Origin of the sequence: Kitasatospora sp. NPDC048298 (assembly GCF_043201465.1) — a bacterium.
GTDB lineage: Bacteria > Actinomycetota > Actinomycetes > Streptomycetales > Streptomycetaceae > Kitasatospora.
Window position 1 is genome coordinate 112684 of record NZ_JBICYZ010000004.1, and the last position, 23957, is coordinate 136640.

The window sequence follows — 23957 nt, forward strand, 5'->3', positions numbered from 1 at the left end:
ACGCCCGGACGCCGAGGTCGCCACGACCTCCGCCCGCCGAGACACCCGCGCGGCACGCGCGAGGAGCTCAGTCCAGCTCCCGCGCGTGCCGCGAAAGCGCCGACGTGGCCAGGGAGTTGTGCACGCTGAACGCCACCGTCCCGGGCAGGTAGCGGTCCTGGGACCACTCCACCGGCGTGCCCGTCGGGTCGGTCGTGCGGCGCCGCTCGCGCAGCAGCGGGCCGCCCCGGCGGCAGCCGAGCAGCCGGGCGTCCTCGGCGTTGGCCGGGACGACGTCGATGGTGTGGTCGGCGTCGGTGAACAGGATGCCGTGCTCGCGCAGCACTTCGGTGTGCGAGACCACGTCCGGCGGCAGTTCGGCGACGATCTCGCCGACCCGCGGCGGGTAGACGGTGCGCTCGACCATCACGGGCGTGCCGGAGAGCGTCCGCAGCCGGACGATGACGTACACCTCGGCGCCCGGCTCCAGCCGCAGTTGCTCGCGCTCGGCGGCGTCGGCCGGGCGGCGCACCAGCGAGTCCAGGATGCCGCCGGGCTCCTCGCCCATCGAGTACGCCCAGTGCGTGAAGCTGAGCAGTTCGGAGAAGCTCTGCACCCGGGCGCCGCCGAGGACCACCCGGCGGGTGCCGCGGCGGGAGGTGACCAGTCCGTCGGAGCGCAGCACGGCGAGCGCCTGGCGGACGGTGCCGCGGGAGACGCCGTACTGCTCGGCCAGCGCGCCCTCGGCGGGCAGCCGGCCGGCCTCGCCGAACGCGCCGGTGGTGATCGCCTCGCGCAGGTCGGCGGCCACCTTCCGGTACAGCGCGCCGGGGCGCTCGGCCGGGGGCTCGCCGGCGGTCGGGCGCCCCCCGGCAGCCGAGCGCTCCCCGCCGGCCGAGTGGTCCCCGGCGGCCGGGTGCCCCTCGGTCTCGGGGCGCTGGGGCTCAGTTGCCACGTCAGTCAATGTCCCTCCTGGGGCGGTGTCCTGCGCAGCCGTACCGGCGCGGACAGCCCGACCTTATCCCGCTGCGCCTTCGAAGCATCGCACCGAACGGTTCACGCTCCGATGGCCGGATTCCACCGTTCCCGCAGCCGACCCCGGTTCTGGCCCGTCCGTTCACCTTCCCGTCACCGGGCTCCGGCGTACTTACTGCTGTCAGCGAAGTTGGCTAGTCAACTCGGACGACGTCGATCGATCGCCCACCCGGCCGGTCCGCCGCCCTTCGCGAGACGCAAGCCCGCGGAACCCCCCGCGAACGCCCCTCGCAGTACGCCCCCTTAACAGGAGACTTCCCCGTGACCGTGCACCGCGCCCGCGCCGCCGCCTTCGCGGCCGTACTGACCGCCGCCGCGCTCTCCCTCACCGCCTGCGGCTCCGCCGGTTCGAGCGCCAAGTCCGGCGACGCCGCCAAGGGCGGTGCCAAGGACGCCAAGACGGCCACCTCGGTCGCCGACTTCGGCGGCATGGACGGCCTGGTCGCCGCCGCCAAGAAGGAGGGCAAGCTCCACGTCATCACGCTGCCCCGGGACTGGGCCAACTACGGCAAGATCATCGACAGCTTCAAGGCCAAGTACGGCCTCGAGGTCGAGGAGGAGAACCCGGACGGCTCCAGCCAGGACGAGATCAACGCGATCAACTCCCGCAAGGGCCAGGACCGCGCCCCCGACGTGGTCGACCTGGGCAGCGCCTTCGCCCTCCAGGCGGTCAAGGACGGCATCCTCGCCCCCTACAAGGTGTCCACCTTCGACAAGGTGCCGGACACCATGAAGGACGCGAACGGCGCCGCCGTCAACGACTACGGCGGCTACGTCTCCATCGGCTGCGACGCCAAGAAGATCGCCGTCTGCCCGACGACCTTCGCCGACCTGCTCAAGCCGGAGTACAAGGGCCAGGTCGCCCTCAACGGCAACCCGACCAAGTCCGGCTCCGCCTTCGGCGGCGTCTACGCGGCCGCGCTCGCCAACGGCGGCTCGCTGGACAACATCCAGCCCGGCATCGACTTCTTCGGCAAGCTGAAGCAGTCCGGCAACTTCAACCCGGTCGAGTCGACCCCGGCCACCATCGAGAAGGGCGAGACCCCGATCTCGATCGACTGGTCCTACCTGAACGCCGGCTACACCGACGAGTTCAAGGACAAGGGCGTCGACTGGAAGGTCTCCATCCCGGTCGACGGCTCCTACGCCCAGTTCTACAACCAGGCCGTCAACAAGTGGGCCCCGCACCCGGCGGCCGCCCGCCTGTGGCAGGAGTACCTGTTCAGCGCCGAGGGCCAGAACCTCTTCCTCGGCGGCTACGCCACCCCGTCGACCTTCGAGGCCCTGAAGAAGGACGGCACCCTGGACGCCGCCGCGGCCGCCAAGCTGCCGACGGTCGAGAAGCCGTTCACCACCTTCCCGACCGTCGACCAGATCAACGCGGCCAAGAAGATCGTCACCGAGAACTGGACCAAGGCCATCGCGGGCTGACACCCCGGCCACGTACCGTAATTCGGGCTGAGAAAAGGCACTCATGACCACGGCTCCCACCCCGGTGCCGACCACCCCCGCCGCCACCTCCCCCGGTGGCGGCGCGGGGGCGTCCGCCACCGCCACGACGTCCTCCCCCACCATCACCGCCCCCGCCCCGCGGCGCCGGCCGCTCGCCCGCCTCGGCGGAGCGTCCTGGCTGGCCGCCGTGCCGCTGCTGCTGTTCTTCCTGATCGGCTTCGGACTTCCCACCGTCGCCATCGTGATCGGCGCGTTCACCACCTCCAGCGACGCGGAGACCGGTGCGGGGCAGTTCACCTTCGACAACCTGACGGCCTCCGTCCAGGGCGGCTACCAGACGGCCATGCTGAGCAGCCTCAAGCTCTCCGCGCTGACCGCGCTGCTCGCCACCGCGCTCGGACTGCCGCTCGCCCAGGCCGTCGTCACCTCCCGGCGCGGCTGGCTGCGCCAGGCGGTGCTCACCGCCTCCGGTGTGCTCGCCAACTTCGGCGGCCTGCCGCTCGCCTTCGCCTTCGTCGCCACCCTCGGCAACGCCGGCGAGATCACCAAGCTGCTGCACCTCACCGACCACGGCTGGTCGCTGTACTCCTTCACCGGCCTGACGGTCGTGTACCTGTACTTCCTGATCCCGCTGATGGTGCTCACCATCACCCCGGCCCTGGACGGCCTGCGGACCCAGTGGCGCGAGGCCGCCCAGAACAACCGCGCCACCGGCCTGCAGTACTGGATCCACGTCGCCCTGCCGATCCTGGCCCCCTCCCTGCTCGGCGGCTTCGTGCTGCTCTTCGGCAGCGCCTTCGCCGCCTACGCGACGGCCGCCGCCATGGTCGGCGCGACCGTCCCGCTGGTCAGCCGCTCGATCGCGGACGCGCTCTCCGGCAACGTGCTGGTCGGCCAGGGCAACCTCGCCCTCGCCCTCAGCCTCAACATGATCGTCGTGGCCGTCCTGGTGATGGCCGTGTACCTCCCCCTCCAGCGCCGGAGCGCCCGATGGCTCAGCTGACCACCCCCGCCCGCCCCGGCCGACGCACCGTGCGCTGGTGGCGCGGCGCCGTGCTGGCGCTCGCCGGCGTCTACTTCGTCGTCCCGCTCGCGGCGTCCTTCTGGTTCTCCATCGACGACCCCAAGGGCATCTCCTTCGAGGCCTACACCGGGCTGCTCTCCGCCCCCGGCTTCCTGGACAGCCTCTGGCTGACCCTCGGCCTGGCCGTGGTCACCGTCGTGGTGCTGCTGCTCCTGCTCGTCCCGGCGCTGATCTCCGTGCGGCTCGGCTCGCCGAAGCTGCGCCCGGTCATCGACGTGCTCTGCACCCTGCCGCTGGTCGTCCCGCCGGTCGCGCTGACCGCCGGCCTGATCGGCGTGCTCCGCTGGGGCCCGGACTACCTGATGGACTCCCCGTTCTTCCAGACCTTCGTGTTCATCCAGGACCCGGACTTCCCGCTGGTGCTGGTCATCGCGTACGTGCTGATGGCCCTGCCGCTCGCCTACCGCGCCCTGGACGCCGGCCTGCGCTCGATGGACGTGCGCACGCTGGTCGAGGCCGCCCGCAACTGCGGCGCGAGCTGGCCGCGCGCGGTGTTCACGGTCGTCCTGCCCAACCTGCGCGGCGCCCTGCTGAACGCCTCCTTCCTCACCCTGGCCCTGGTCCTCGGCGAGTTCACCACCGCGTCGATCCTCGGCTTCCAGCCCTTCCCGGTCTGGATCTACTCGGTCGGCAACAGCCAGGCCCACATGTCGGTCGCGGTCTCCATCCTGAGCCTGCTGCTCACCTGGCTGCTGCTGCTCCTGCTGGCCACCGCCGGGCGCGAGCGCCACGCCAAGACCGCCACCTCCTGAAACCCCCCGGAGTCACCAGTCATGACCACGGCCACCGCCATCGCCAACGGCGTCTCGCTCTCCCCCGGCAGCGCCACCGTCGAATTCCGCTCCCTGCGCCGCGCGTTCGGCACCACCACCGCCCTCGACGGCCTGGACCTGACCGTCCACCCGGGCGAGCTGCTCGCCCTGCTCGGCCCGTCCGGCTGCGGCAAGACCACCGCGCTGCGCATCCTCGCCGGCTTCGAGCAGCACGACTCCGGCGAGGTGCTGGTCGACGGCCGGGACATCACCGCGATCCCCGCGCACAAGCGCGACGCGGGCATGGTGTTCCAGTCCTACAGCCTCTTCCCGCACCTGACCGCGCTGGACAACGTCGCCTTCGGGCTGCGGATGCGCGGCACCGGCAAGGCCGAGCGCCGCAAGCGGGCCCAGGAACTGCTGGAGCTGGTCGGCCTGCCGCACCGCGCCGACCACTACCCGCACCAGATGTCCGGCGGCCAGCAGCAGCGCATCGCGCTCGCCCGCGCGCTCGCCCTCCAGCCGCGCGTCCTGCTGCTGGACGAGCCGCTGTCCGCGCTGGACGCCAAGGTCCGCCTCCAGCTGCGCGAGGAGATCCGCCGCCTCCAGCAGGAGCTGGGCATCACCACCCTGTTCGTCACCCACGACCAGGAGGAGGCCCTGTCGATGGCCGACCGGGTCGCGGTGCTGCGCGCCGGGAAGCTGGAGCAGTGCGCCACCCCGTCCGAGCTGTACGGCCGGCCGGCCACCGCCTTCGTCGCCGAGTTCGTCGGCACCATGAGCCGCATCCCGTGCACCCGCGCCTCGGACGGCGTCGAGGTGCTCGGCCGCCGCCACGCGGTGGACGGCGAGATCCCGGCCGACGGGGAGCTCCAGGTGCTGGTCCGCCCGGAGAACGTCACCCTGACCCCGGCCGAGGACGGCCCCGCGCTGGTGGTCACCGCCTCCTTCCTGGGCGCCGTCACCCGGCTCACCGTCCGCCTGGACGACGGCACCGAGGTCAAGGCCGACCTGCCCACCGAGGCCGCCGCCGCGCTGCCGGCCGGTGCGCGGGCCGCGCTCACCCTGCCGGAGCGCCCGGTCCTGGTGGACCGCCGCGCGGCCTGAGAGCCTCGTACCTCCCCGCTCCGCCCGACGGAGCACCGCCGAACCACCGAAGAGCCACCCGAAGGTACCGCCATGCCTGACTCCGCCATGCCCGGATCCCCCGCCCTGGCCGATTCCCCCGCCCTGCCCGCCGCCGTCCTGTTCGACATGGACGGCACCCTGGTCGACACCGAGCAGCTGTGGTGGCAGGCCGCCGCCGAGCTCGCCGACGAGCTGCACCGCCCGCTCACCGACCAGGACGCCCCCGAGGTGCTCGGCCAGGCCGTCGAGCACACCGCCGCCCACCTGCACAGGGTCAGCGGCACCGCCCTCGGCGTGGCCGAACTCGCCGCCCGGCTGGACGAGTCCTTCGCCGCCAAGGTCGCCGCCGAGACGGTGCCGCGCCCCGGCGCGCTCGCCCTGCTGGCCGCGCTGCGCGACGCCCGGGTGCCCACCGCGCTGGTCTCCGCCTCCCCCCGCGGGGTGGTGGACCTGGTGCTGTCCGCCATCGGCCGGGACTGGTTCGCCGTCACCCTGGCCGCCGGGGAGACGGCGCGCACCAAGCCCGCGCCCGACCCGTACCTCGCCGCCGCCGAGCGGCTGGGCCTGGACCCGGCCGACTGCCTCGCCGTCGAGGACACCCCGACCGGGGTCGCCTCCGCCACCGCGGCCGGCTGCGCGGTGCTCGCCGTGCCGTCCACCGCGGTGCCGATGCCGCAGGGCGAGCGGATCACCCTGCTCGCCAGCCTGGAGCAGGCCGACCTCGCCCTGCTCGGGAAGCTCGCCGGAGCCGGCGCGGTTCGACCCTGACATGCCCTATCTCCTGCTCGCCCTCGCCATCGCCAGCGAGGTCTGCGCCACCAGCTGCCTCAAGCTCACCGAGGGGTTCACCCGGCTCTGGCCGAGCCTCGGCGTCGGCATCGGCTACGCACTCTCCTTCCTGCTGCTCGGCCGCGCGCTCAAGCACATACCGGTCTCGGTCGCCTACGCGGTCTGGTCCGGGGCCGGCACCGCGGCGGTCGCCGGGATAGGCGTGGTCGCCTTCGGCGAGTCGCTCGGGCGGCTCCAGTGGCTGGGCATCGCGCTGGTGATCGTCGGGGTGGTGGTGCTCAACCTCAAGGGCGGCCACTCCTGACCGTCCCCGAGCACCACTGACGGTTTCTGACGGACCGTCAATTCCACCCAAGCCTTTCAACTCGCCTGTCGGGGCGGGAAGTCGGACGCGCCGACCTCCCGCCCCGAGGGCTTCGCTACGGTGTCCCCATGACGGACCCCCGGCCCCACCACTACCGCTTCGTCCACCGCGAGCTCGCCCGCCAGGTGCTGGAGTTCGGCCCGCGCGTGGCCACCCCGACCCCGGACGGCGGCAGCCTGCTGCCCGTCGTCACCCAGATCTGGGACGACCTCGGCGCGTCCCTGCCGCCCGAGGACCGCCTGCCCGGCCACGGCCTCGACTGCCGCCACCTGTCGGTCGACGGCCACCACATGCTGCTGGTCACCCTGCCCACCCCGGTCGGCGCCACCGAGGCCCACTTCGTCGCCGCCGTCCAGCCCAAGGGCGCCAGGGCCGTACGCTACGTGACCCTCGAGCACGCGCTCAGCCCCCTCGACGGCAGCCCCGGCACCGTCCTCGGCGAGTGGACCGCCGAGAGCCACCTCAACCACGGCTCCGGGCCCTCCCCCGTCGCCGAGTTGTTCGTGGCGGCCGTGGTGCAGCTCGTCGGCCAGAAGAAGCGCGGCTTCTGGCGCCGCTGAGCCCCCGTCGCGGATGTCCGCCCCAGGGCCGGGCCGCCGGCGTCAAGAAGGCGTCGACGGCCCGTAAAAGTCCCGTGATGACGGCCCCCGGCGCCGGTTCCCGCGATCACCGGCGCGTCCCCGAGGACTATGCTCGCCCGGTTCGACAAGCGACGCATCGGGGGGCGACAGTGTCCGACTTCAAGGTCAGTACCGAATTCCTCGCCAAGTTGGCCCAGGACCTCAGAGGCTGCGGCGACGAACTGGAGCAGGGGCTCAAGGCGTTCGAGGCGGCCGGCCACACCGGCACCGGCTACGACTTCCTGGACGACGCCTGCGGCCACTTCAAGGACAAGTGGCAGTTCGGTCTGAAGAAGGTCCGCGAGTGCGTCAAGGTCCTGGACGAGGGCCTCGCGCAGGTGCAGAAGAACTACGACGGCACCGAGCAGAGCATCGTCAAGGTCCTCGCCCCGGCGGGGCAGTCGTGAGCGCCCCCGCGCCGGCGGCGCCCGACTGGTCCGGTCTCGGCTTCGACCCCACCCCCGGCGACTCCGGCGCCGTCACCGCGCTCAGCAACGGCCTGCGCCGGGTGGGCCAGCACCTGAGCGGCGTGCACACCACGCTCGCCCAGCTCTCCGCCGACCAGGGCGAGTGGACGGGCGAGGCCGCCAAGCAGTTCGCCCAGCAGTTCGGCAAGCTGCCCGGCTACCTCCAGGACGCCTCCGAGTCGATCACCGCCGCCTACACGGCGCTCGACGTCTGGTACAAGGCGCTGACCGAACACCAGCCCAGGGCGGCCGAGTTGGCCGCCTCCGCGGTCGCCGCCAAGAAGAAGAAGGACGAGGCGGACCGCGCCCACAGCGCCGCGGCCGCCGCCCCCGACCTCCAGCTGGCCGGGCGGTACTTCCCCGACGACGCGAGCCTCGCAGCCGCCGAGCAGCGCTACAACACGGCGAAGGGCCACCTGGACTCGGCCGCCGAGCTGCTCACCAGCGCCACCAACGAGCTGGCCGGCCTGCAGAAGCAGGCCCACGAGCTGGCCGGCACCCACGAGGCGGACGCCAGGAAGACCGCCGAGGCCGTCCGCAAGGCCGCCGACAGCAAGGCCCCGCCGGAGCCGGGCTGGCTCAGCAAGGTCGGCGACTGGTTCGGCAAGCACGGCGGGGACCTGTTGACGGTCGCCTCGGGCATCTGCGGCGTCGCGGCCATCTTCTGCCCCGCGTTCGCGCTGCCCGCCATCCTGCTGAGCGCCGCCGCGGCGGGCTGGCACGCGCAGCAGTACGGCATCAAGGGACTGCTGCCGACCAGCATGGCGAACCTCGGCAACGACCTCACCCTGGCCGGCGACCTCCTCGGGGCGCTCCCCGGAGGTGCCCTCGTCAAGGGCGGGGTCACCGCGTTCCGGGGTGCCCGCGCCGCCGAGGGCGGGGTCAAGGCCGTGAGCGCCACGGCCAAGGAGGTCCGCACCGCCGCCCGGGCGATCGACCCGGCCAACCCGGTCTTCACCAACCTGGTCGAGAAGCCCGCCGTCAAGCTCGGGCTCTCCAAGGCCGCCGCGATGAACGTCTCCGACGGCGTGCAGGCGACCGGCGGGCTCGCGCTGACGGCCCCCACCGCGATAGGCCTCACCACGGACGACCCGAGCCCGGGACTGGGCGCCGCGATCAACTACACCACGGGCGGCGGCACCGCGCTCAACGGTGCCGGAGGCGTCATCGGCGGCAGCGGCAAGGGCCGCATCCTGCCCGCGCTGCTCGGCGGCGGCAGCGCGATCGTCACCGGAGTCTGGGGAGTGGGACATGACTGACACGACCGCCCCGTCCCTCTGGCTGTCCCTGCCCGAGGGCTTCACCGACATCGACCTCGCCGAGGACCCGGGCGACCGGATGTGCCGGATCGTGGACGGACTCGACGCGCTCACCGACGCCGGTCCGGAGCAGAAGCTCGGCATCGCCGTCTCCGCCGAGCTCGCCCTCCAGGCGCAGCTGCGCGAGGGCGCGGTCCACATCTCCAACTGCCTGGTGCAGACCGAGGAGGGCGCGATCGTCCAGGGCGTGTTCAGCCTGTTCCTGCGCGAGCAGGAGCAGGGCGCCCCGGGCGGCTACCCCCAGCGCGCCGCCCGGGAGCTCGCGGCCGCCTGGCCGGACGCCGACGTCGCCGTCCTCGACTTCCCGCTCGGCCGGGCCGCGGTGACCGTCCGCGACCTGTCCGTCCCCGTGCCCGGGACGGCCTACGGCCTGCCGGGATCGGGCGTCGCCCGGGTCCGCCAGTTGGAGGCCCTGTTCGCGCACCCGTGGAGCCCCCACGTGCTCGCCGTCGTCTTCACCACCCAGCACCCGGACTACTGGGACGGCTGGTCGGTCCTGGTGGGCGCCGCCATCGGCGGGATCTCCTTCCACCCACCACGCGACGACACCCGCGACGCCCTGCCGCCCGAGCGGCAGGACAACATCCGGAAGGCCTTCGGATGACACTCGACCAGCCGGCCGAGGAGGGGCGCAGCGGGCTCCGCCGGTTCGGCGGGGCCCTGGGCCTCGTCGCCGTCACCACCGCCGTGCTCCTCGGCGTCATGGCGTTGAACGTCTACGTCAACGCGTACCTCGCCGCTGTGGTGGGGCTCGTCTACCCGCTGGTCGTGCTGTACGCGTTCGCCGTGCGCCGTGACGCCGACAGCAACCCCCGGTTCCGGAAGAACATGGTCGCCTGGGGACTGGGCATCTCCGCCGTCGGCTTCGTCGCGTACCTGGCGGGCGCCGAGGCCTGGGCGAACCTGATCCTCGGCTCGGGGCGGACGGTGCAGGCCGTGGTGACCGACTCGGAGGTGACCAACGTGCTGCACGACTCCGGTCGGGCGTACAGCCTGGTCGCGTCGGGGTCGGCCGACGCGGTGCCGGGCGGCCCCCTCAAGGAGGACTCCCACCGGTTCAAGCGCGGTGACGTGGTCACCGTCCGGATGGACCCGGCCGGGCGGGTCGCCCCCAAGCTCCCCGGCGAGGCCGACTCCCCCGGCTACCTGCTGCTGTTCCTCGGCTGCAACGTCCTGATCGACGGCACCGTGCTCTGGTCCGTGCGCAGGCCCGGGGCGTCGTTGGCCTGAGCCGGCCGCTCGCCACCCCTGCCGCCCGTCCCGGCGGACCGCGGCGGGCGGGCGTCGCACGCTTTCGTCGCGACACCCGCCCGCCCCCGGAACGCCCGGTCAGCCCAGCAGCGCGGGCAGTTCGGCGATCGAGCCGAGGACGTGGGTCGCGCCGTCGGCCCGCAGGCGGGCCTCGTCGTGGGCGCCGGTGAGGACGCCGGCGACGACCGGGGCGCCGGCCCGGGTGCCGGTCAGCATGTCGTAGCCGGTGTCGCCGGCGACGGCGATCTGGCGGACCGAGTCGGTGCCGGTGCGCAGCAGCGCGGTGAGCACCATGTCGGGGTACGGACGGCCGCGGCCGGCGTCGGCCGGGCAGAGCGTCAGGTCGGCGACGGACTGCCAGCCGAGGGCGCCCAGGATGCGGTCCTGGGTGGTCCGGGAGAAGCCGGTGGTGAGGACCACCTTGCGGCCCTGGCCGCGCAGTTCGGCGATGGCCTCGGCGGCGCCGGGCAGCGGGGCGCAGTGGCCGGCGTCGACCAGCTCGTCGTAGGCGGCCTCGAAGGCGGCGTTGGCCAGCCGGGCCTTCTCCTCCTCGCCGAACAGGTGGCGGAAGACGGAGATCTTGGACTCGCCCATGGTGGCCCGGACGTGGGCCAGCATCGGGTCGAACTCCGGGCTGCCGGCCTCGACGCCGAGCTTCGCGGCGGCCGCGGTGAAGGCCTGCTCGACCAGGCCGTCGTCGGCCACGGTGGTGCCGGCCATGTCGAGGACGACCAGGCGGATGTCGTTGGTCATGACAGCGTTCCTTACAGGTTGGCGAGTTCGGCGGTGGTCTCGGCGATGGCGGGCGAGCAGGTCATGCCGCGGCCGCCGGGGCCGGTGACCAGCCAGACGCCGTCGCGCACGCGCTCGCGGTGGACCACCCGGGTGGAGTCGACGCACTGGGCGTACACCCCGGCCCAGCGGCGGCGGATCCGCGGCATCGGACGGCCGAGCAGCTCCTCGACGACGCCGACCAGGTGGTCGTACGGGTCCTCGACGACGTCGAAGCCGAACGGCTGGTCGTACTCGTGGGTGTCGCCGATGGTCAGGCCGCCGTCGCGGCGCTGGACCATCAGCAGCTGCATCTTGTGCTCGGCGGCGACCGGCGGCTGCGGCTGGGTCTCGCGCAGCCGGTCCAGGGCGGTGCCGGCGAAGGCGGGGTAGTAGCGGAAACTGTCGCCGTCGGCGACGGAGGTGGTCAGGGTCTCGCCGAGCGGGTCGGTCTGCATCATCTGGAGCCGCACCCGGCGGACCGGCAGGGCGGGGGCGAGTTCGCGGACCAGGCCGCCGAGCCAGGCGCCGGTGCAGAGGATCACCAGGTCGCCGGTGTGGACGTCGCCGTGGTCGTCGCGGACGGCGTTCTCGCCGACCACCTCGCGCACCTCGCGTCCGGGCAGGAAGGTGTACCGGCCGGTGGACTCCAGGTACCCGCGCAGCGCGCGCTGGGCGGTGCGGGGCTCGACGGCGGCATCGCGCTCGCACCACAGGGCGCCGAGCAGCTTGCCGCGCAGGGCCGGGTTGACGGCGCGGGTCTCGTCCGGGTCGAGCAGCTTGTAGCCGCGGGCGGCGGCGTCCGGCAGGGTCAGGGCCTGCTCGGCGACGGCGAGTTCGGCCTCGGTGCGGATGGCCGTGAGCGAGCCGTTGGCCCGGAAGCCGAGGTCGGGGACGCGGGAGCCGATGGACTCCCACAGTTCGCGGGCCCGCAGCGCGGTGTCCAGCTCCTCGCCCTGTGCCCGGCCGCTGACCCAGACCAGGCCGAAGTTGCGCACCGAGGCACCGCGCGCCTCGGTCTCGCGCTCCAGGTGGATGACCTCGTGGCCGCGCTCGACGGCCTGCCAGGCGTGCATGCTGCCGAGCACGCCTGCTCCTACGACGATGACTCTCATGCGTCCAGGCTGGTGCGCCCAGGTGTCCCAGGGGCGTCGACCCGCCGTCCCGCAGATGAACCACCTGGGAAGTTGTACAGACAACCCGCGCCGGGCCGGTGGGGGCCACGACCGCACCACCCGCGCCCGGACACGAATGAGCCGGGCGGGCGCCCCCGGAGGAGGCTCCACACCCGGCTCACATGCCCCACCCGTCGTCCGAGGCCGGACAAGGGGCGGAGGAGGACTACGGAACGGCGGCGGCCCAACGGCCGGCCGCGGCCCGGATCACCCGGATCAGCGCCCCTGCGCCCGGTACCCGGAGTAGCCGTGGGCGACCACCGGCAGCTCCCCCGCGCCGAGCAGCGGGCGCAGCGCACCCGCCCGCATCCGGTCCACCAGCGGCCCGCAGCGTCCGGCGAGCGGCGCCAGCAGCACCGCGACCAGCAGCCCGACCAGCGCGCCGACCGCCACGTCGTGCGGATAGTGCACGCCGACCCAGACCCGGGAGGCGGCCATCAGCACCGCGAACAGGCCGGCCACCCAGCCGAGCCGCCGGTTGACGAACCAGAGCGAGGCCGCAGCGGCGAAGGCGATCACCGAGTGGTTGCTCGGGAAGGACCAGTCCCCGGTGCCCGGGCAGGTCTCCAGCGCGACGCTGCCGGGGATCTGCGCGCACGGCCGGAGTTCCTCGACCGCGCCCTTGAACACCGAGTTGACGCCGTACGCGACGACCACGATCAGCGGCGAGGCGAGCACCCTGGCCATCACGGCCGAGTCCGCGCCGCGCGCCCGCCACCAGGCGTAGACCATGAAGACCGCGAACAGTCCGAGGCCGAGCGCCGACCAGACCTTGATCAGCTCGTCCAGCCAGTGCGGCGCCGACTGCGCCCAGCCGTTGACCCGGCTGTACAGGCCGCCGTCGATTCCGCTGCCGTCGTACACGGCGAGCGCCCGGGAGGACATCACGCGTCACCTCCGTGACGTCGCGCCTTACGGGCGCGGAACAGTTCGAGAACAATGGGGAGCACGGAGACAACTACTACCAGACCGATGATCGGCAGCAGGTACTGGTCGATACCGGGGATGGACGAGCCCAGCCCGTAGCCGGCGAACACCACGCCGACCGTCCAGAGCACGCCTCCGGCCACCTGCCAGAAGGTGAACGAGCGGACCGGCACCTCGAGCACGCCGCAGAGCGGATTCAGCACCGTACGGACCACCGGGATGAACCGGGCGAGCACGATCGCCTTGCCGTGGCCGTACTTGGCCAGCAGCTCCTCGGCCCGCGCCACGCCCTCCAGCAGGCTCCTGCGCCTGGTCCTGGCGAGCAGCGCCCGGCCGCCGCGCCGGCCGATCAGGTAGCCGACCTGCGCCCCGCCGAGCGCGCCGACCAGGGCCGCGGGCAGCACCTGCCACAGCTCCAGCTGCGGCCCCTGGGTGGCGCCGGGCACGCAGAGCAGTCCGGCAGTGAACAGCAGCGAGTCGCCCGGCAGAAAGAAGCCCACCAGCAGGCCTGTCTCGGCGAACAGCACCACGGCGATGCCGAGCGCGCCGAAGGCGGCGAGAAGTGAGGACGCGTCCAGCGGGTTCACCGCGAGGTGAACGGCCGGATCGGCGAGGAACTGAAGCAAGGCCGACGGACCTCCCGTACGTTGGAGGGCGGTTCGCACCGGAACCCGCCCTGATCGTCTACAGTCGCGTAGACGGTCTACATGACTGTAGACGAAACTTGGAGGAAGCGCCGCCATGCCCGACGTACCGTCCGCCCGCCGGCCCGCCGGGGAGCTGGAGGCCGAGGTGCTGGCCGCCCTCTGGTCCACCCGGCAGCCGATGACGCCGCAGGACGTCCAGGCCGCGCTCGGCGGGGACCTCGCCCGCACCACCGTCGCGACGATCCTGGCCCGGCTGTTCGACAAGGGGACGGTCGAGCGCACCCGGGCCGGCCGCGCCTACGCCTACGTTCCGACCGTCCAGGACACCGCGGGGCTCGCCGCCCGCCGGATGCACACCGAGCTCGGCCGCGAGGCCGACCGCTCCACCGTACTGGCCCGCTTCGTCTCCGACCTCTCTGCCGAGGACGAGCAGCTGCTGCGCGACCTGCTCGGCGACGGCGCCCCGGACGCGCCGGAGGCGGACCCGACGGGGCCGGGCGCACCGGGAGCGGCCGGCCGATGATGCTCGCCGTCTGGGTCCCGCTGCTGCTGCCCTTCCTGGCCGCCCCGCTGGCCCGCCGCCTCGCCGAGGCGCTGCCGCCGCGGGCCGCCGCCTGGATGCTGGCCGGCAGCGCCGCCGTCCTGGCCGGCGGCACCCTCTGCTCGCTCGGCCTGCTGGCCGTCGACGGGCTGCTCCAGCTCCCACCGGTCGCCGCCCTCGGCCACCTCTCACTGCCCTGGCTCACCGCGGCCTCGCCCGACGCGCCGTTCGCGGCCGTGCTGGCCGCCCTGGCGCTCCTCGCGCTCGGCGCGCTGGCGGTGCGCACCGCACGCCGGCAACTGCGGGAGCTGCGCATCGCCAGGGCCGCGCTCCCGGCCCACGACGCGCCCCGCACGGAACCCTCCGGCGGCACCGACGGCAGCCTCGCCGACCGCGCCGGCGCCGTGGGTGTCGGGGGTGCCCTCGGTGCCGTGGGTTCCGCGGCTGCCGACGATCACCGTACGGACCGGACCGGCGCCCACCACCCGCTCCGCGAGCGCTCCTCCGTCCAGCATCCGGACATGCGCCCCCCACACGCCTCCGTGCGCCGGTCACGCCTCCCGGCCTGGCCGGCCGCCCTGCCACGGCCCGCCGCACTGCTCCGGACGGCCACCCGCCTGCGGCCCGCCGCACTGTTCCGGACCGCCGACCACCCGCTCACCGTCCTGGACGACGAGTGCGCCGACGCCTTCGCCCTGCCCGGCCGCCTGGGCCGCCCCGGCCGACCGGGCGAGCCCGGCCGGATCGTGGTCACCTCCGGCATGCTGCGCGCCCTCAGCGCCCCCGAGCGCTCCGCCCTGCTCGCCCACGAACGGGCCCACCTGACCGCCCGCCACCACGTCTTCCTCGCCCTCGCCGAGCACGCCGCCGGCATCCACCCGGCCCTGCGCCCGCTGCGCGCACCCCTCGGGTACCACCTGGAGCGCTGGGCCGACGAGGTGGCCGCGACCCGGGTCGGCGACCGCGCGGTGACCGCCCGCGCGGTCGGCCGGGCCGCCCTGGCCGCGAGCCGTTCCCCCTGGCCGGGCCGCCCCCGGCTGGTCGCCGCCGCCCACTCGGGACCGGTCCCGCGCCGGGTCGCCGCCCTGCTCCAGCCCCGCCCGGCCGGCGCCCCCGGCACCTGGCTGCGGGCCGCCGCCGTGGCCCTGGCCGCCTGCCTGGTGCTGAGCACCGGCGCCACCCTGGAGGCCACCGCCGACCTGCACCACACCGTGGAGGCGGCCCAGCAGGGCACCGGCGCGCGGCACTGATCCCGCCCGGCCCCCGGGCCCCGCCGCCGAACGCCCGCCGGGCGCCGCCGGGGCCCGGGGGCCGACCACGGTTCCGTACCGCCCGGTAGGCGGAGTTGCCGGACCCCGTCCCCAGCGGCCCACCGCCCCCGTACGCTTTCGTCAGCGCGTCGGCCCCGGCGCGTCCTCGAACGGTGGCGAGGAGCGAAGCGCGTGCGGCAGACCGGACGGCAGTCCCGACGACCAGAGCGCCGCACCCCGCCGACCACGACGGAACTGGCCAAGGTCCACGACCGCACCCTCGCCGACGCCGCCGCCCGGGAACTGGCCGCCCCCGCCCTCACCGCGCAGCCCGCGGGCCCGGGCCTGCTCGAACCCCGGCCCGAGATCGGCGACTCCTGGGCCCGGCTGCGACGCCTCGGCCTCGACCCCGACAGCGGCGCCGCCGCCGTCCTGCTCGGCCCCGGCGAGATAGAACAGCGCCGCCGCACCAGCGGGCTCGACACCGTCCTGCCGGTGCTGCGCGAGACCCTGCTGGAGGTGGGCGGCGCGGCCCCGCTGCTGGTGGCCGTCGCCGACGCCGAGGGCCACGTGCTCTGGCAGGAGGGCGAGCGCGGCCTGCGCCGCAGCGCCGACCGGATCGGCTTCATCACCGGCGCCCGCTGGACCGAGGAGCGCGTCGGCACCAACGGCATCGCGGCCGCCCTGCGCATCCGGCGCCCGACGCACGTCCACTCCGCCGAGCACTACCTGCGCAGCCACCACGCCTGGACCTGCGTCGCCGCGCCGCTGCGCGACCCCGGCACCGGGCAGCTGGTCGGCGCCGTCAACCTGAGCGTCCCGGCGCACAGCGTCCGCCCGTACCTGCTCCAGCTCACCGCCACCGCCGCCCGGCTCGCCGAGACCGAGCTGCGCGCCCGACGGCTGGAGGCGCTGCACGAGCTGCGCGCCCTGGCCGCCCCGCTGCTCGCCCGGGTCGGCGGCCCGGCGCTGGTGGTGGACGCGGCCGGCTGGACCGCCGCCGCGGCCGGGCTGCCGCCGGTCGGCCGGCTGCGGGTGCCCAGCGGGGGCTGGACCCCGGCCGCCGTGCACTGGGTGCCGGGCCTGGGCGAGTGCGTGCTGGAGCCGCTCGCCGACGGCTGGCTGGTGCGCCCGGTGCGGTCACCCGAGGACGGCGGCTCCGGCGCGGTGACCGCCGAACAGGCCGAGGGCGCCCACCTCCGGCTCGACCTGCGGCGCCCGGACCGTCCGGAACTGTCCGTCCGGAGCGCGGCCGACAGCTGGTCGCACCCGCTCAGCCCGCGCCACGCCGAACTGCTGCTCCTGCTCGCCACCGGACGCGAGGGCAGCACCGCCGCCCAGCTCGCGGAGGCCCTGTTCGACGACGCCCGCCGGACGGTGACGGTCCGCGCCGAGCTGTCCCGGCTGCGCCGCTACCTGGGCGGACTGCTGGCCCACCGGCCGTACCGGTTCGCGGAGTCGGTGTTGGTCACCGTGGACGGGCCGGACGACCCGTACGACCTGCTGCCCGCCTCCTCGGCCCCGGCCGTCCGGCGGCTGCGGGCCGCGCTGGCCGCGGGGACGGCCCGGCTGCCCGGTACGCCGTCCCTCCCGCCGCCGCGCGCCGCCGGTCCGGCGGGGCGTCGCTGACGCCGCGGCGCCGCGGCACCGGCCTCGGTCGGCCTCAGCCGTCCGCGAGCAGGGCGGCCAGGTCGGCGTCGGTGGGGCCGCAGACCCGCTCCTGACGCTCGGAGACCAGCGCGTAGGTGCGGTCCAGCCAGGCCTGCACCCGGGGCCTGGGAGCCTCCAGCAGCGCGCTGCCGTGCGGGGACTCGAGCGCCAGGTGCAGCGTCGCCCCGTGGCACGGGCAGTACGCCGGCCACAGCTTGACGTCGCCCTGGCCGCTCAGCGCGCGCAGGCCGTCGCGCAGCAGTTCGCGGGAGAACACCCAGTCGGCCTCGTCGGGCCGCCCCAGGTGGAAGGTCAGCAGCACCTCGTACGGGCGCGCGGCGTCGAACCGGAACCGGGTGAGCACCTCGCCGACCACCTCCTCGCCCAGCGAGATTCGCAGGATCAGCACCTCCTCCTCCACCGCCGCCGGAGCGGCGGTGGAGCCGTCCCCATCGCCGCCCGTGGGGGTGGCGGCGAGGGGTGCACTGGAGGCTGCGGACAGCGGGTCGGGCGGCATGACGGTCTCTCCGGGGCGGCTTGGGATGCCCTCAGCGTGCGTCACACCCGGCGCACCGGGCAAGGGTTGCAAGGGGGTTGCAACGCCCCCCGTCCGGCGCGGCCACTCCTTACCGCGCTTGTCGGACGGAGTGTCAACTTCCGTGTATCGAACGGGTGTCCACGAAGTGGATGGGAACCGACCGGGGCGCGGTCGCCCGCTGGTACGCTCTCCCCCTCCCCGCGCGGGCCCGCGCGGAACCGGTCCTCGGCGGCCGGAGCCGGGCCCGGCGGCGACGCGTGGGAGAATACGGCGACGCGACGGCGGCTTCGGGGAGGGAGGGGTCCGGTGGCTGTGCGCGAGGACACCGCGCGAGACGTGCAGCACGAGCCCGCACGGCACGGCCGGCACGGGCGGCCGCGCCCGTTCGGCGGGCTGTTCCGACTGCCCACCCTGCGCTTCTCCGGCGCCGCGATGGCGATGTCCACCGTGGTCGGCATCAGCATCGCCACCACCCTGCTGCTGAACGAGCAGCAGGGGATCGGCCGCCGGGCCGGCGTCGCCCGGGTCGGCACCACCCCGCCGCCCACGCCGGGCACCACCGACCAGACCGAGGCGGCCTCCGCGCAGACCCCGACCGACGGCCCGTCGCCCGGCTCCTCCTCCGGCCGCCCCGTCGGCGGCCGGCCCTCACCGAACCCCTCCTCGCGCCTCTCGGCGCACCCCACGGGGCCCGCGCCGGTCGCCGCCTCCCCGTCCGCGCCCCACGGCGGGAGCCCCGGCGCGCCCCAGACCGGCGGCCAGGCCTCGGCCGGGCAGGACGCGCCGGCCTCCGGCACCCAGCTCGCCGGCACCGAGGCCCGCGTCCAGGTCGACCCCTCGCCCTCCCCTTCCGTCTCCGTCCCCCCGGTCCCGAACGCCAAGCAGCCCGGCTACGCCCCGGGTCCGGCTCCCGCCCCGGGCGCCGGGCAGCCCGACCAGGGCGCGGCCGCCACCGGCCCGGCGCCGAACCGCCCCGGGCTGCGGCCGACCGCGCCCACCCGCCCCGTGCCGCCGCCGCTCGCTCCCCTCCCGGCCGCCGGGGAGGCCCCGGCCGACACGGTCGACGGCAACGGCAACGGCCCGGCCGGCCCCCGGCCCTCCGCGGACACCGACCAGGCGCTGACCGGCGCCGCCCGGCTCTCCCCGCTCGGCCGCGACGGCCTGCGCCACCGGCTCACCCTCGCGGTGGCCGAGCCGGTCACCGCGTTCCAGGCCGAGTTCCGGCTCGCCCCGGGCGAGTCGGCCCCCGGCAACGGCACCGCCTGGACCGACCTGCCGGGCGCCGTGGTGACCGCCCAGCAGGAGCGCGGCACCCTCGTCTACCGCTTCACCACCCCGCCGGGCACCGACGTCCGGCCCGGCACCTACACCTTCGGCGTCCTCGGTGCCCGGCCGGCCGCCGACCCGTCCGCCGGGGTGCGCAGGGCGGCCCCGGTGGAGGGCTGGAGCGTCTCCGCCTTCGCGCTCGACCACCCCCGCGCGGTGGCCGCGCTCGGCACCTTCGGCCCGGTGCAGCCGCTGCCCGCACCGGCCTCCGGGACGACCCCCGGGGCGGGTGCCGGGGTGGCCACCGCCCCTGCCGCCACGGCACGCTGACCTGCCGAAGGCCGCCCTGTAACGGTCGTTCGACGATCCGGCAGCAGGCCGTTCCGGACGGGCGCATCCCCGTACCCCCGTTCGTTACTGTGGGCAGCACCCGGCCCGGCGCCCCCGACGGCCCCGGCCGGGCCGCCGATCCGCACCCGAGGAGGAGTCCGTGTCCACCGTCCTGACCCAAGGCGGCAACGCACCGCTGACCGCCGCGCGAGTGACCGTCGAGGTCACCGCGCCCAAGGCGCTGGACGTCTCCGGCCTGCTGCTGACCGATGCCGGAAAGGTCCGCTCGGACGACGACTTCGTCTTCTTCAACGCCCCGAACGGCCCCGGCGTCAGCCACCGCCCGGCCACCGCCGGCTCCCCCGACGCGATCACCGTCGACACCCGGGCCGTCCCGGCCGGCATCACCAAGATCGTGGTGACCGCGAGCCCCGCCGACCAGGTCTCCACCTTCGCCGGGATGGAGCCCACCGCCACCGTCCGCGACGCCGACACCGGCCAGGCGCTGGTCACCTTCACCCCGCCGCAGCTGGGCCTGGAGACCGCGCTCATCGTGGTCGAGGTCTACCTGCGGGGCGGCGTCTGGAAGGTGCGCGCGGTCGGCCAGGGCTACGCCGACGGCCTGGCGGGCATCGCGACCGACTTCGGCGTCACCGTCGAGGACTCCCCGGCTCCGGCCCCGGCCCCGGTTTCGACCCCGGCGCCCGCCGCTCCGGTCGCGCCCTCGGTCGCGCCTCCGGTCTCGGTGGACCGGACCGTCCAGCTCCCGGCCCCGCCGGCCGCCCCGCCGATGCCGCCCGCACCGCCGACCGCCCCGGTCGACCCGCGGATCGCGCTCGCCACCGGCCAGACCTCCGCTCCGGCTCCGGCTCCGGCTCCGGCTCCGGCTCCGGCTCCGGCTCCGGCCAAGATCACCCTGGACAAGGGCCGGGTCAACCTGGTCAAGGGCAGCTCGGTCTCCCTGGTCAAGAACGGCCGCCCCTTCCTCTCCTCCATCCGGATGGCACTCGGCTGGAAGTCCGCCGCCCGCGGCCGCGCCGTCGACCTGGACGCCTCCTGCCTGGCCTTCGACTCCCGGCACAAGCGGCTGGAGACGGCCTGGTTCATGAAGCTGAACATCTTCAACGGCGCGATCTCCCACTCCGGCGACAACCTGGTCGGCGGCGAGGGCGGCGACGACGAGGTGATCACCGTCCACCTGGAGGGCCTGCCGGCCGAGGTCCACGGGCTGGTCTTCGTGGTGAACTCCTTCTCCGGGCAGAAGTTCACCGACGTGCGCGACGCCTACTGCCGGCTGCTGGACGCCCGCACGGAGGAGGAGCTGGTCCGCTTCGATCTCACCCACTCCGAGCCCCACACCGGTGTGATGATGTGCAAGCTGGTCCGCCGCCCTGGCGGTGAGTGGGAGATGACGGCGCTCGGCGAGTACGTCGACGGCAAGACCGCGCGGGCGATGATCGAGCCCGCCGCCGCGGCGCTCTGACCCCCGGCGTCACCGCGACGCCCGTGGATTCACCCCCCTGAGGCATCAAGTCGTCCACACGGCGACTCGATTGACTCTCAGGGGGGTGAACCGCACTCTCCCCCGCACCCCGAGGAGGAGAGCCGTGCCAAGCTTCCTGTCCCGCCTCGCCGTCGCCGGCACCGCCACCGTGCTCGCCGCCGGGCTGATCACCCCGACCACCGCCCAGGCCGCCACCCGGCCGAGCGACCGCGCCGCCGCACTGCGGTGGACGGCCCTCGGCGACTCCTACACCGCCGGGGTCATCGAGGCCACCGGCGACGAGACCGACCCGCGCGACGGCTGCGCCCGTACCGTCGAGTCCCACCCCGAGATCGTCCGCCGCGACCTGGGCTCCCTGGTCGACCTGCGCAACGTCAGCTGCAGCGGCGCCACCACCGACGGTGTCGACGTGACCGCCCAGGCCCCGCTCGGCCGCCCGCTCCCGCCGCTCGGCACCGACCCGAACGGCCCCTACCCGGCCGTCCCGCCGCAGATCGACGCCGTCGACGCGGCCACCGACCTGGTCACCGTCGGGGTCGGCGGCAACGACCTCGGCTTCGCCGAGATCCTCAAGAGCTGCATCGAACTCGGCGCCGTCCGGCTCGGCCAGGGCACCCCCTGCAAGGACAAGTTCGACGCGAGCCTGCCCGACCGCTTCGACCGGCTGCGGAACGGCTACGACCGGATGCTGACCGCGCTGCACGCCAAGGCGCCGTCCGCCAAGGTCCTCGCCGTCGGCTACCCGCACCTCGTCCCCGAGAACGCCGCGCTCTGCCAGTACGGCAACCTCCTGCAGTTCGGCACCTTCACCGCCGGCGACCTCGGCTGGGCCCGCACCGCGCTCCTGGAGCCGCTCAACGCGCTGATCGCCGGGAGCGCCGCCGCCCACGGCGACACCTTCGTGGACCTCTACCCCGCCAGCGCCGGCCACAGCGTCTGCGACGCCGACCACTGGCTGGACGGCGTGCTGACCAGCGTCCTCCCCCTCGAGTACGCCGTGGTGCACCCCAACGCGACCGGCCAGGCGCACACCGCCGCCCTGGTCGAGAACGCCGTCCTCGGTGGCTGACCCGGCCGGAAAACCGTTCGCCCGCCCGCCCGTCGGGGGCCATCCTGGTCCGATGCCCATCGAGATCCGCGAGGCCACCCCCGAGGACTGGCCGGCCGTCTGGCCGTTCTTCCACACCGTCATCGCCGCCGGCGAGACCTTCCCCTTCCCGCTGGACATGGACTCCGAGCTGGGCCGGGAGTGGTGGATGCTCACCACCCCGGACCGCACGGTGGTCGCGGTGGACGAGGACGGGCGTGTCCTCGGCACCGCCAAGATGAACCGCAACCGCCCCGGCAACGGCTCGCACGTCGCCAGCGCGAGCTACCTGGTCGACCCGGCCCACCACGGCAGGGGGATCGGGCGGGCGCTGGTCGAGCACTCCCTCGACTGGGCTCGCCGGAGCGGCTTCCGCGCCATGCAGTTCAACGCGGTCGTCGCCAACAACCACCACGCCGTGCGGCTCTACGAGTCACTCGGCTTCGCGATCGTCGGCACCGTCCCCGAGGCCTTCCACCACCCGGTGGACGGCTACGTCGGCCTGCACGTCATGCACCGGCCGCTGTAGGGCCGTCACTCCTCGATCGCCCCGCCGACCCGCCGCAGGTGCTGCCGGAAGCTGTACGCCGGGTCGGCGGCGCGCCGCTCCAGGTACTCGTCGAAGCCGGTCTGCCGGCGCAGCGTGTCCCCGGAGACGATCCGCGCGGCCTGCTCGCGCTCGGTCCGGGCGATCGCGCCGGCCGTCTCCAGCACCTGCGCGACCCGGTCGGCGGGCACGAACAGCACCCCGTCCGGGTCGGCGAACACCACGTCCTCGGCGCTCACCGGGTGCGGCCCGAACTTCGCCGTCAGCAGCGCCTGCGGCTCCCGGGCGTCCAGCCGCACCGGGCCGAGCGGCAGCGCCCCGTAACTGAACACGGGCAGCCCGATCTCCCGCAGCTCGGCGGTGTCCCGGTGCAGCCCCCACACCACGATCCCGGCCACCCCGGAGGCCCGCGCCTCCAGCACCGCGAGGTCCCCGATGCAGGCCTCGTCGGTGCGCCCACCGTTGTCGACCACCAGCACGTCCCCGTCCCGGGCCGACCCGTACGCCTCCAGGAACACGTCCACGCTCCCGTAGTGCCGCACCGGCAGCGCCCGCCCCGCCACCCGGGCCCCGGCCACCACCGCCGCCACCCCCGTCGGCGCCGCCCGCAGCCCCACCCCGAGCCGCACACAGGCGTCCGCCACCAACGGTGTGGACAGCTCTGCGAAAGCCTTCAGCATCCCCAACTCCTCCGCTCGAAAAGCCAGTTCACCAGCAGGGGAATCCTAGGCGAGACCTCAAACTCACACCATCGAGTGAAACTCCGCCGTATACGGCACAGCCCGGCCGGGCCGCGAATAGCGTGACGGTCCTCTGAAGGAGGGGCATCATGAGTGCTGTGGCGCATGAGCAACCGATCACGGGCTCCCCATCGCAGGCCGACATCCTGCTGGAGAGCTTCCTGAGCCTGCACTCCCCCGAAGGCTTCCGAGCCGAGCTCATCGAGGGAGAGATCATCGTGGCACCACCGCCGGACGGCGATCACGAGGACTACATCGACCTTCTCATCGATCAGGTGAAGGCCAAGTCCAAAGTCCACATGCAAGTGTCCGGAGGCAAGGGCCTGCGGCTTGTCAGCGGCGGTCTCTGTCCGAAGAACCACGTCATCCCGGATGCGACGTTCGCTCCGCGAGAACTCCGACTCTTCCGCGGTGCACCACCGTGGATGGAACCCGACGGCGTGGCCATGGTCGCAGAGGTCACATCGAGCAAGCCCGACCATGACCGCATCACCAAGCGACACTGCTACGCCCGCGCCGGCGTCCCGCTCTACCTGCTGATCGACCGCGAAAAGTCGCAGGTGAGCCTTTTCTGCAAGCCCCACCGCGAGGAGTACACGGAGGTGCATCTCGCCGCCTTCGGCGAACCGCTCGCCGTCCCGGCCCCGTTCGAGTTCGAGTTGGACACCAAGGACTTCCTCTAGGGCCGAGTACGCGGACGGCCCGCACCCCCCGTCAGGGGTGCGGGCCGTGGCCTGGGGCGCC

Annotated in this window: 26 protein-coding genes; 19 read left to right on the plus strand and 7 right to left on the minus strand. The window is 74.4% G+C overall.

All coding sequences use genetic code 11. The features are described 5' to 3' along the window. Positions 1-67: 67 nt before the first annotated feature. Positions 68-934, minus strand: coding sequence for a GntR family transcriptional regulator (locus ACGF0D_RS04830; RefSeq protein WP_392878402.1), 867 nt, complete (start codon positions 932-934; stop codon positions 68-70). A 341-nt stretch (positions 935-1275) separates the two neighbouring features. On the opposite strand from ACGF0D_RS04830, the gene ACGF0D_RS04835 reads away from it, so the two are divergent. The 11 genes from ACGF0D_RS04835 to ACGF0D_RS04885 all read left to right on the plus strand — a co-directional run bounded on the left by ACGF0D_RS04835 (position 1276) and on the right by ACGF0D_RS04885 (position 10219). Beyond that, complete coding sequence (locus tag ACGF0D_RS04835; RefSeq protein ID WP_392878404.1) at positions 1276-2445, plus strand: ABC transporter substrate-binding protein; 1170 nt, start codon at positions 1276-1278, stop codon at positions 2443-2445. 43 nt (positions 2446-2488) lie between these two features. Continuing rightward, complete coding sequence (locus tag ACGF0D_RS04840) at positions 2489-3469, plus strand: ABC transporter permease (RefSeq protein ID WP_392878406.1); 981 nt, start codon at positions 2489-2491, stop codon at positions 3467-3469. Next, positions 3457-4302, plus strand: coding sequence for an ABC transporter permease (locus ACGF0D_RS04845; RefSeq protein ID WP_392913996.1), 846 nt, complete (start codon positions 3457-3459; stop codon positions 4300-4302). Before ACGF0D_RS04840 ends, ACGF0D_RS04845 begins: the two co-directional genes overlap by 13 nt. A 21-nt stretch (positions 4303-4323) precedes the next feature. Next, on the plus strand, positions 4324-5409 hold the full coding sequence (locus ACGF0D_RS04850) for an ABC transporter ATP-binding protein (protein ID WP_392913997.1): 1086 nt from the start codon (positions 4324-4326) through the stop codon (positions 5407-5409). Positions 5410-5481: 72 nt separating this feature from the next. Then, a complete protein-coding gene (locus ACGF0D_RS04855) occupies positions 5482-6198 on the plus strand; it encodes an HAD family hydrolase (RefSeq protein WP_392878412.1) in 717 nt (238 codons plus the stop codon). Between the two features lies 1 nt (position 6199). Next, a complete protein-coding gene (locus ACGF0D_RS04860) occupies positions 6200-6523 on the plus strand; it encodes a DMT family transporter (RefSeq protein WP_392878414.1) in 324 nt (107 codons plus the stop codon). A gap of 128 nt (positions 6524-6651) precedes the next feature. Further along, on the plus strand, positions 6652-7143 hold the full coding sequence (locus ACGF0D_RS04865) for a hypothetical protein (protein WP_392913998.1): 492 nt from the start codon (positions 6652-6654) through the stop codon (positions 7141-7143). Positions 7144-7313: 170 nt separating this feature from the next. Next, the gene (locus ACGF0D_RS04870; protein WP_392878418.1) at positions 7314-7610 is read left to right on the plus strand and encodes a hypothetical protein; all 297 of its coding nucleotides are present in this window, start codon (positions 7314-7316) and stop codon (positions 7608-7610) included. Next, positions 7607-8929, plus strand: a complete 1323-nt coding sequence (locus ACGF0D_RS04875) for a putative T7SS-secreted protein (protein WP_392913999.1) — start codon at positions 7607-7609, stop codon at positions 8927-8929. Before ACGF0D_RS04870 ends, ACGF0D_RS04875 begins: the two co-directional genes overlap by 4 nt. After that, positions 8922-9593, plus strand: a complete 672-nt coding sequence (locus ACGF0D_RS04880; protein WP_392914000.1) for a hypothetical protein — start codon at positions 8922-8924, stop codon at positions 9591-9593. Before ACGF0D_RS04875 ends, ACGF0D_RS04880 begins: the two co-directional genes overlap by 8 nt. Continuing rightward, a complete protein-coding gene (locus ACGF0D_RS04885) occupies positions 9590-10219 on the plus strand; it encodes a hypothetical protein (RefSeq protein WP_392914001.1) in 630 nt (209 codons plus the stop codon). Before ACGF0D_RS04880 ends, ACGF0D_RS04885 begins: the two co-directional genes overlap by 4 nt. Before the next feature lie 99 nt (positions 10220-10318). Here ACGF0D_RS04885 and ACGF0D_RS04890 read toward each other — a convergent pair whose 3' ends face one another. The 4 genes from ACGF0D_RS04890 to ACGF0D_RS04905 form a co-directional block, all read right to left on the minus strand. Continuing rightward, positions 10319-10993, minus strand: a complete 675-nt coding sequence (locus ACGF0D_RS04890; protein WP_392914002.1) for a phosphonatase-like hydrolase — start codon at positions 10991-10993, stop codon at positions 10319-10321. An 11-nt stretch (positions 10994-11004) separates the two neighbouring features. Beyond that, positions 11005-12126 (minus strand): TIGR03364 family FAD-dependent oxidoreductase, encoded by a 1122-nt coding sequence (locus tag ACGF0D_RS04895; RefSeq protein ID WP_392914003.1) that lies wholly within the window; start codon positions 12124-12126, stop codon positions 11005-11007. A gap of 276 nt (positions 12127-12402) precedes the next feature. Continuing rightward, positions 12403-13071 (minus strand): phosphatase PAP2 family protein, encoded by a 669-nt coding sequence (locus ACGF0D_RS04900; protein WP_392914092.1) that lies wholly within the window; start codon positions 13069-13071, stop codon positions 12403-12405. Beyond that, on the minus strand, positions 13071-13739 hold the full coding sequence (locus ACGF0D_RS04905; RefSeq protein ID WP_392914004.1) for a DedA family protein: 669 nt from the start codon (positions 13737-13739) through the stop codon (positions 13071-13073). The genes ACGF0D_RS04900 and ACGF0D_RS04905 overlap by 1 nt, the downstream gene beginning before the upstream one ends. A gap of 115 nt (positions 13740-13854) precedes the next feature. Between ACGF0D_RS04905 and ACGF0D_RS04910 the strand changes: the two genes are divergently transcribed. The 3 genes from ACGF0D_RS04910 (at position 13855) to ACGF0D_RS04920 (ending at position 17180) form a co-directional block, all read left to right on the plus strand. Beyond that, entirely contained in the window at positions 13855-14283 is a 429-nt protein-coding gene (locus tag ACGF0D_RS04910; RefSeq protein WP_392878431.1) for a BlaI/MecI/CopY family transcriptional regulator, read from the plus strand. After that, the gene (locus tag ACGF0D_RS04915; protein WP_392914005.1) at positions 14280-15551 is read left to right on the plus strand and encodes a M48 family metalloprotease; all 1272 of its coding nucleotides are present in this window, start codon (positions 14280-14282) and stop codon (positions 15549-15551) included. The genes ACGF0D_RS04910 and ACGF0D_RS04915 overlap by 4 nt, the downstream gene beginning before the upstream one ends. A gap of 192 nt (positions 15552-15743) precedes the next feature. Continuing rightward, the gene (locus tag ACGF0D_RS04920; RefSeq protein WP_392878435.1) at positions 15744-17180 is read left to right on the plus strand and encodes a GAF domain-containing protein; all 1437 of its coding nucleotides are present in this window, start codon (positions 15744-15746) and stop codon (positions 17178-17180) included. 34 nt (positions 17181-17214) lie between these two features. On the opposite strand, the gene ACGF0D_RS04925 is transcribed toward ACGF0D_RS04920, so the two are convergent. Further along, the gene (locus tag ACGF0D_RS04925; RefSeq protein WP_392878437.1) at positions 17215-17718 is read right to left on the minus strand and encodes an SsgA family sporulation/cell division regulator; all 504 of its coding nucleotides are present in this window, start codon (positions 17716-17718) and stop codon (positions 17215-17217) included. Between the two features lie 327 nt (positions 17719-18045). On the opposite strand from ACGF0D_RS04925, the gene ACGF0D_RS04930 reads away from it, so the two are divergent. The 4 genes from ACGF0D_RS04930 (at position 18046) to ACGF0D_RS04945 (ending at position 22455) form a co-directional block, all read left to right on the plus strand. Then, the gene (locus ACGF0D_RS04930; RefSeq protein WP_392914006.1) at positions 18046-19335 is read left to right on the plus strand and encodes a hypothetical protein; all 1290 of its coding nucleotides are present in this window, start codon (positions 18046-18048) and stop codon (positions 19333-19335) included. 172 nt (positions 19336-19507) lie between these two features. Further along, positions 19508-20818 carry a TerD family protein gene (locus ACGF0D_RS04935; protein ID WP_392914093.1) on the plus strand — a complete coding sequence of 437 codons (1311 nt, stop codon included), beginning with the start codon at positions 19508-19510 and terminating at the stop codon, positions 20816-20818. A gap of 124 nt (positions 20819-20942) precedes the next feature. Next, positions 20943-21908, plus strand: a complete 966-nt coding sequence (locus tag ACGF0D_RS04940; protein WP_392914007.1) for an SGNH/GDSL hydrolase family protein — start codon at positions 20943-20945, stop codon at positions 21906-21908. Positions 21909-21966: 58 nt separating this feature from the next. Further along, positions 21967-22455 (plus strand): GNAT family N-acetyltransferase, encoded by a 489-nt coding sequence (locus tag ACGF0D_RS04945; RefSeq protein ID WP_392914094.1) that lies wholly within the window; start codon positions 21967-21969, stop codon positions 22453-22455. A 5-nt stretch (positions 22456-22460) separates the two neighbouring features. Here ACGF0D_RS04945 and ACGF0D_RS04950 read toward each other — a convergent pair whose 3' ends face one another. Continuing rightward, a complete protein-coding gene (locus ACGF0D_RS04950) occupies positions 22461-23153 on the minus strand; it encodes an RraA family protein (protein WP_392914008.1) in 693 nt (230 codons plus the stop codon). A 149-nt stretch (positions 23154-23302) separates the two neighbouring features. Here ACGF0D_RS04950 and ACGF0D_RS04955 point away from each other — a divergent pair, with 149 nt between their 5' ends. Then, positions 23303-23896, plus strand: a complete 594-nt coding sequence (locus ACGF0D_RS04955) for a Uma2 family endonuclease (protein ID WP_392914009.1) — start codon at positions 23303-23305, stop codon at positions 23894-23896. Positions 23897-23957 lie beyond the last annotated feature (61 nt).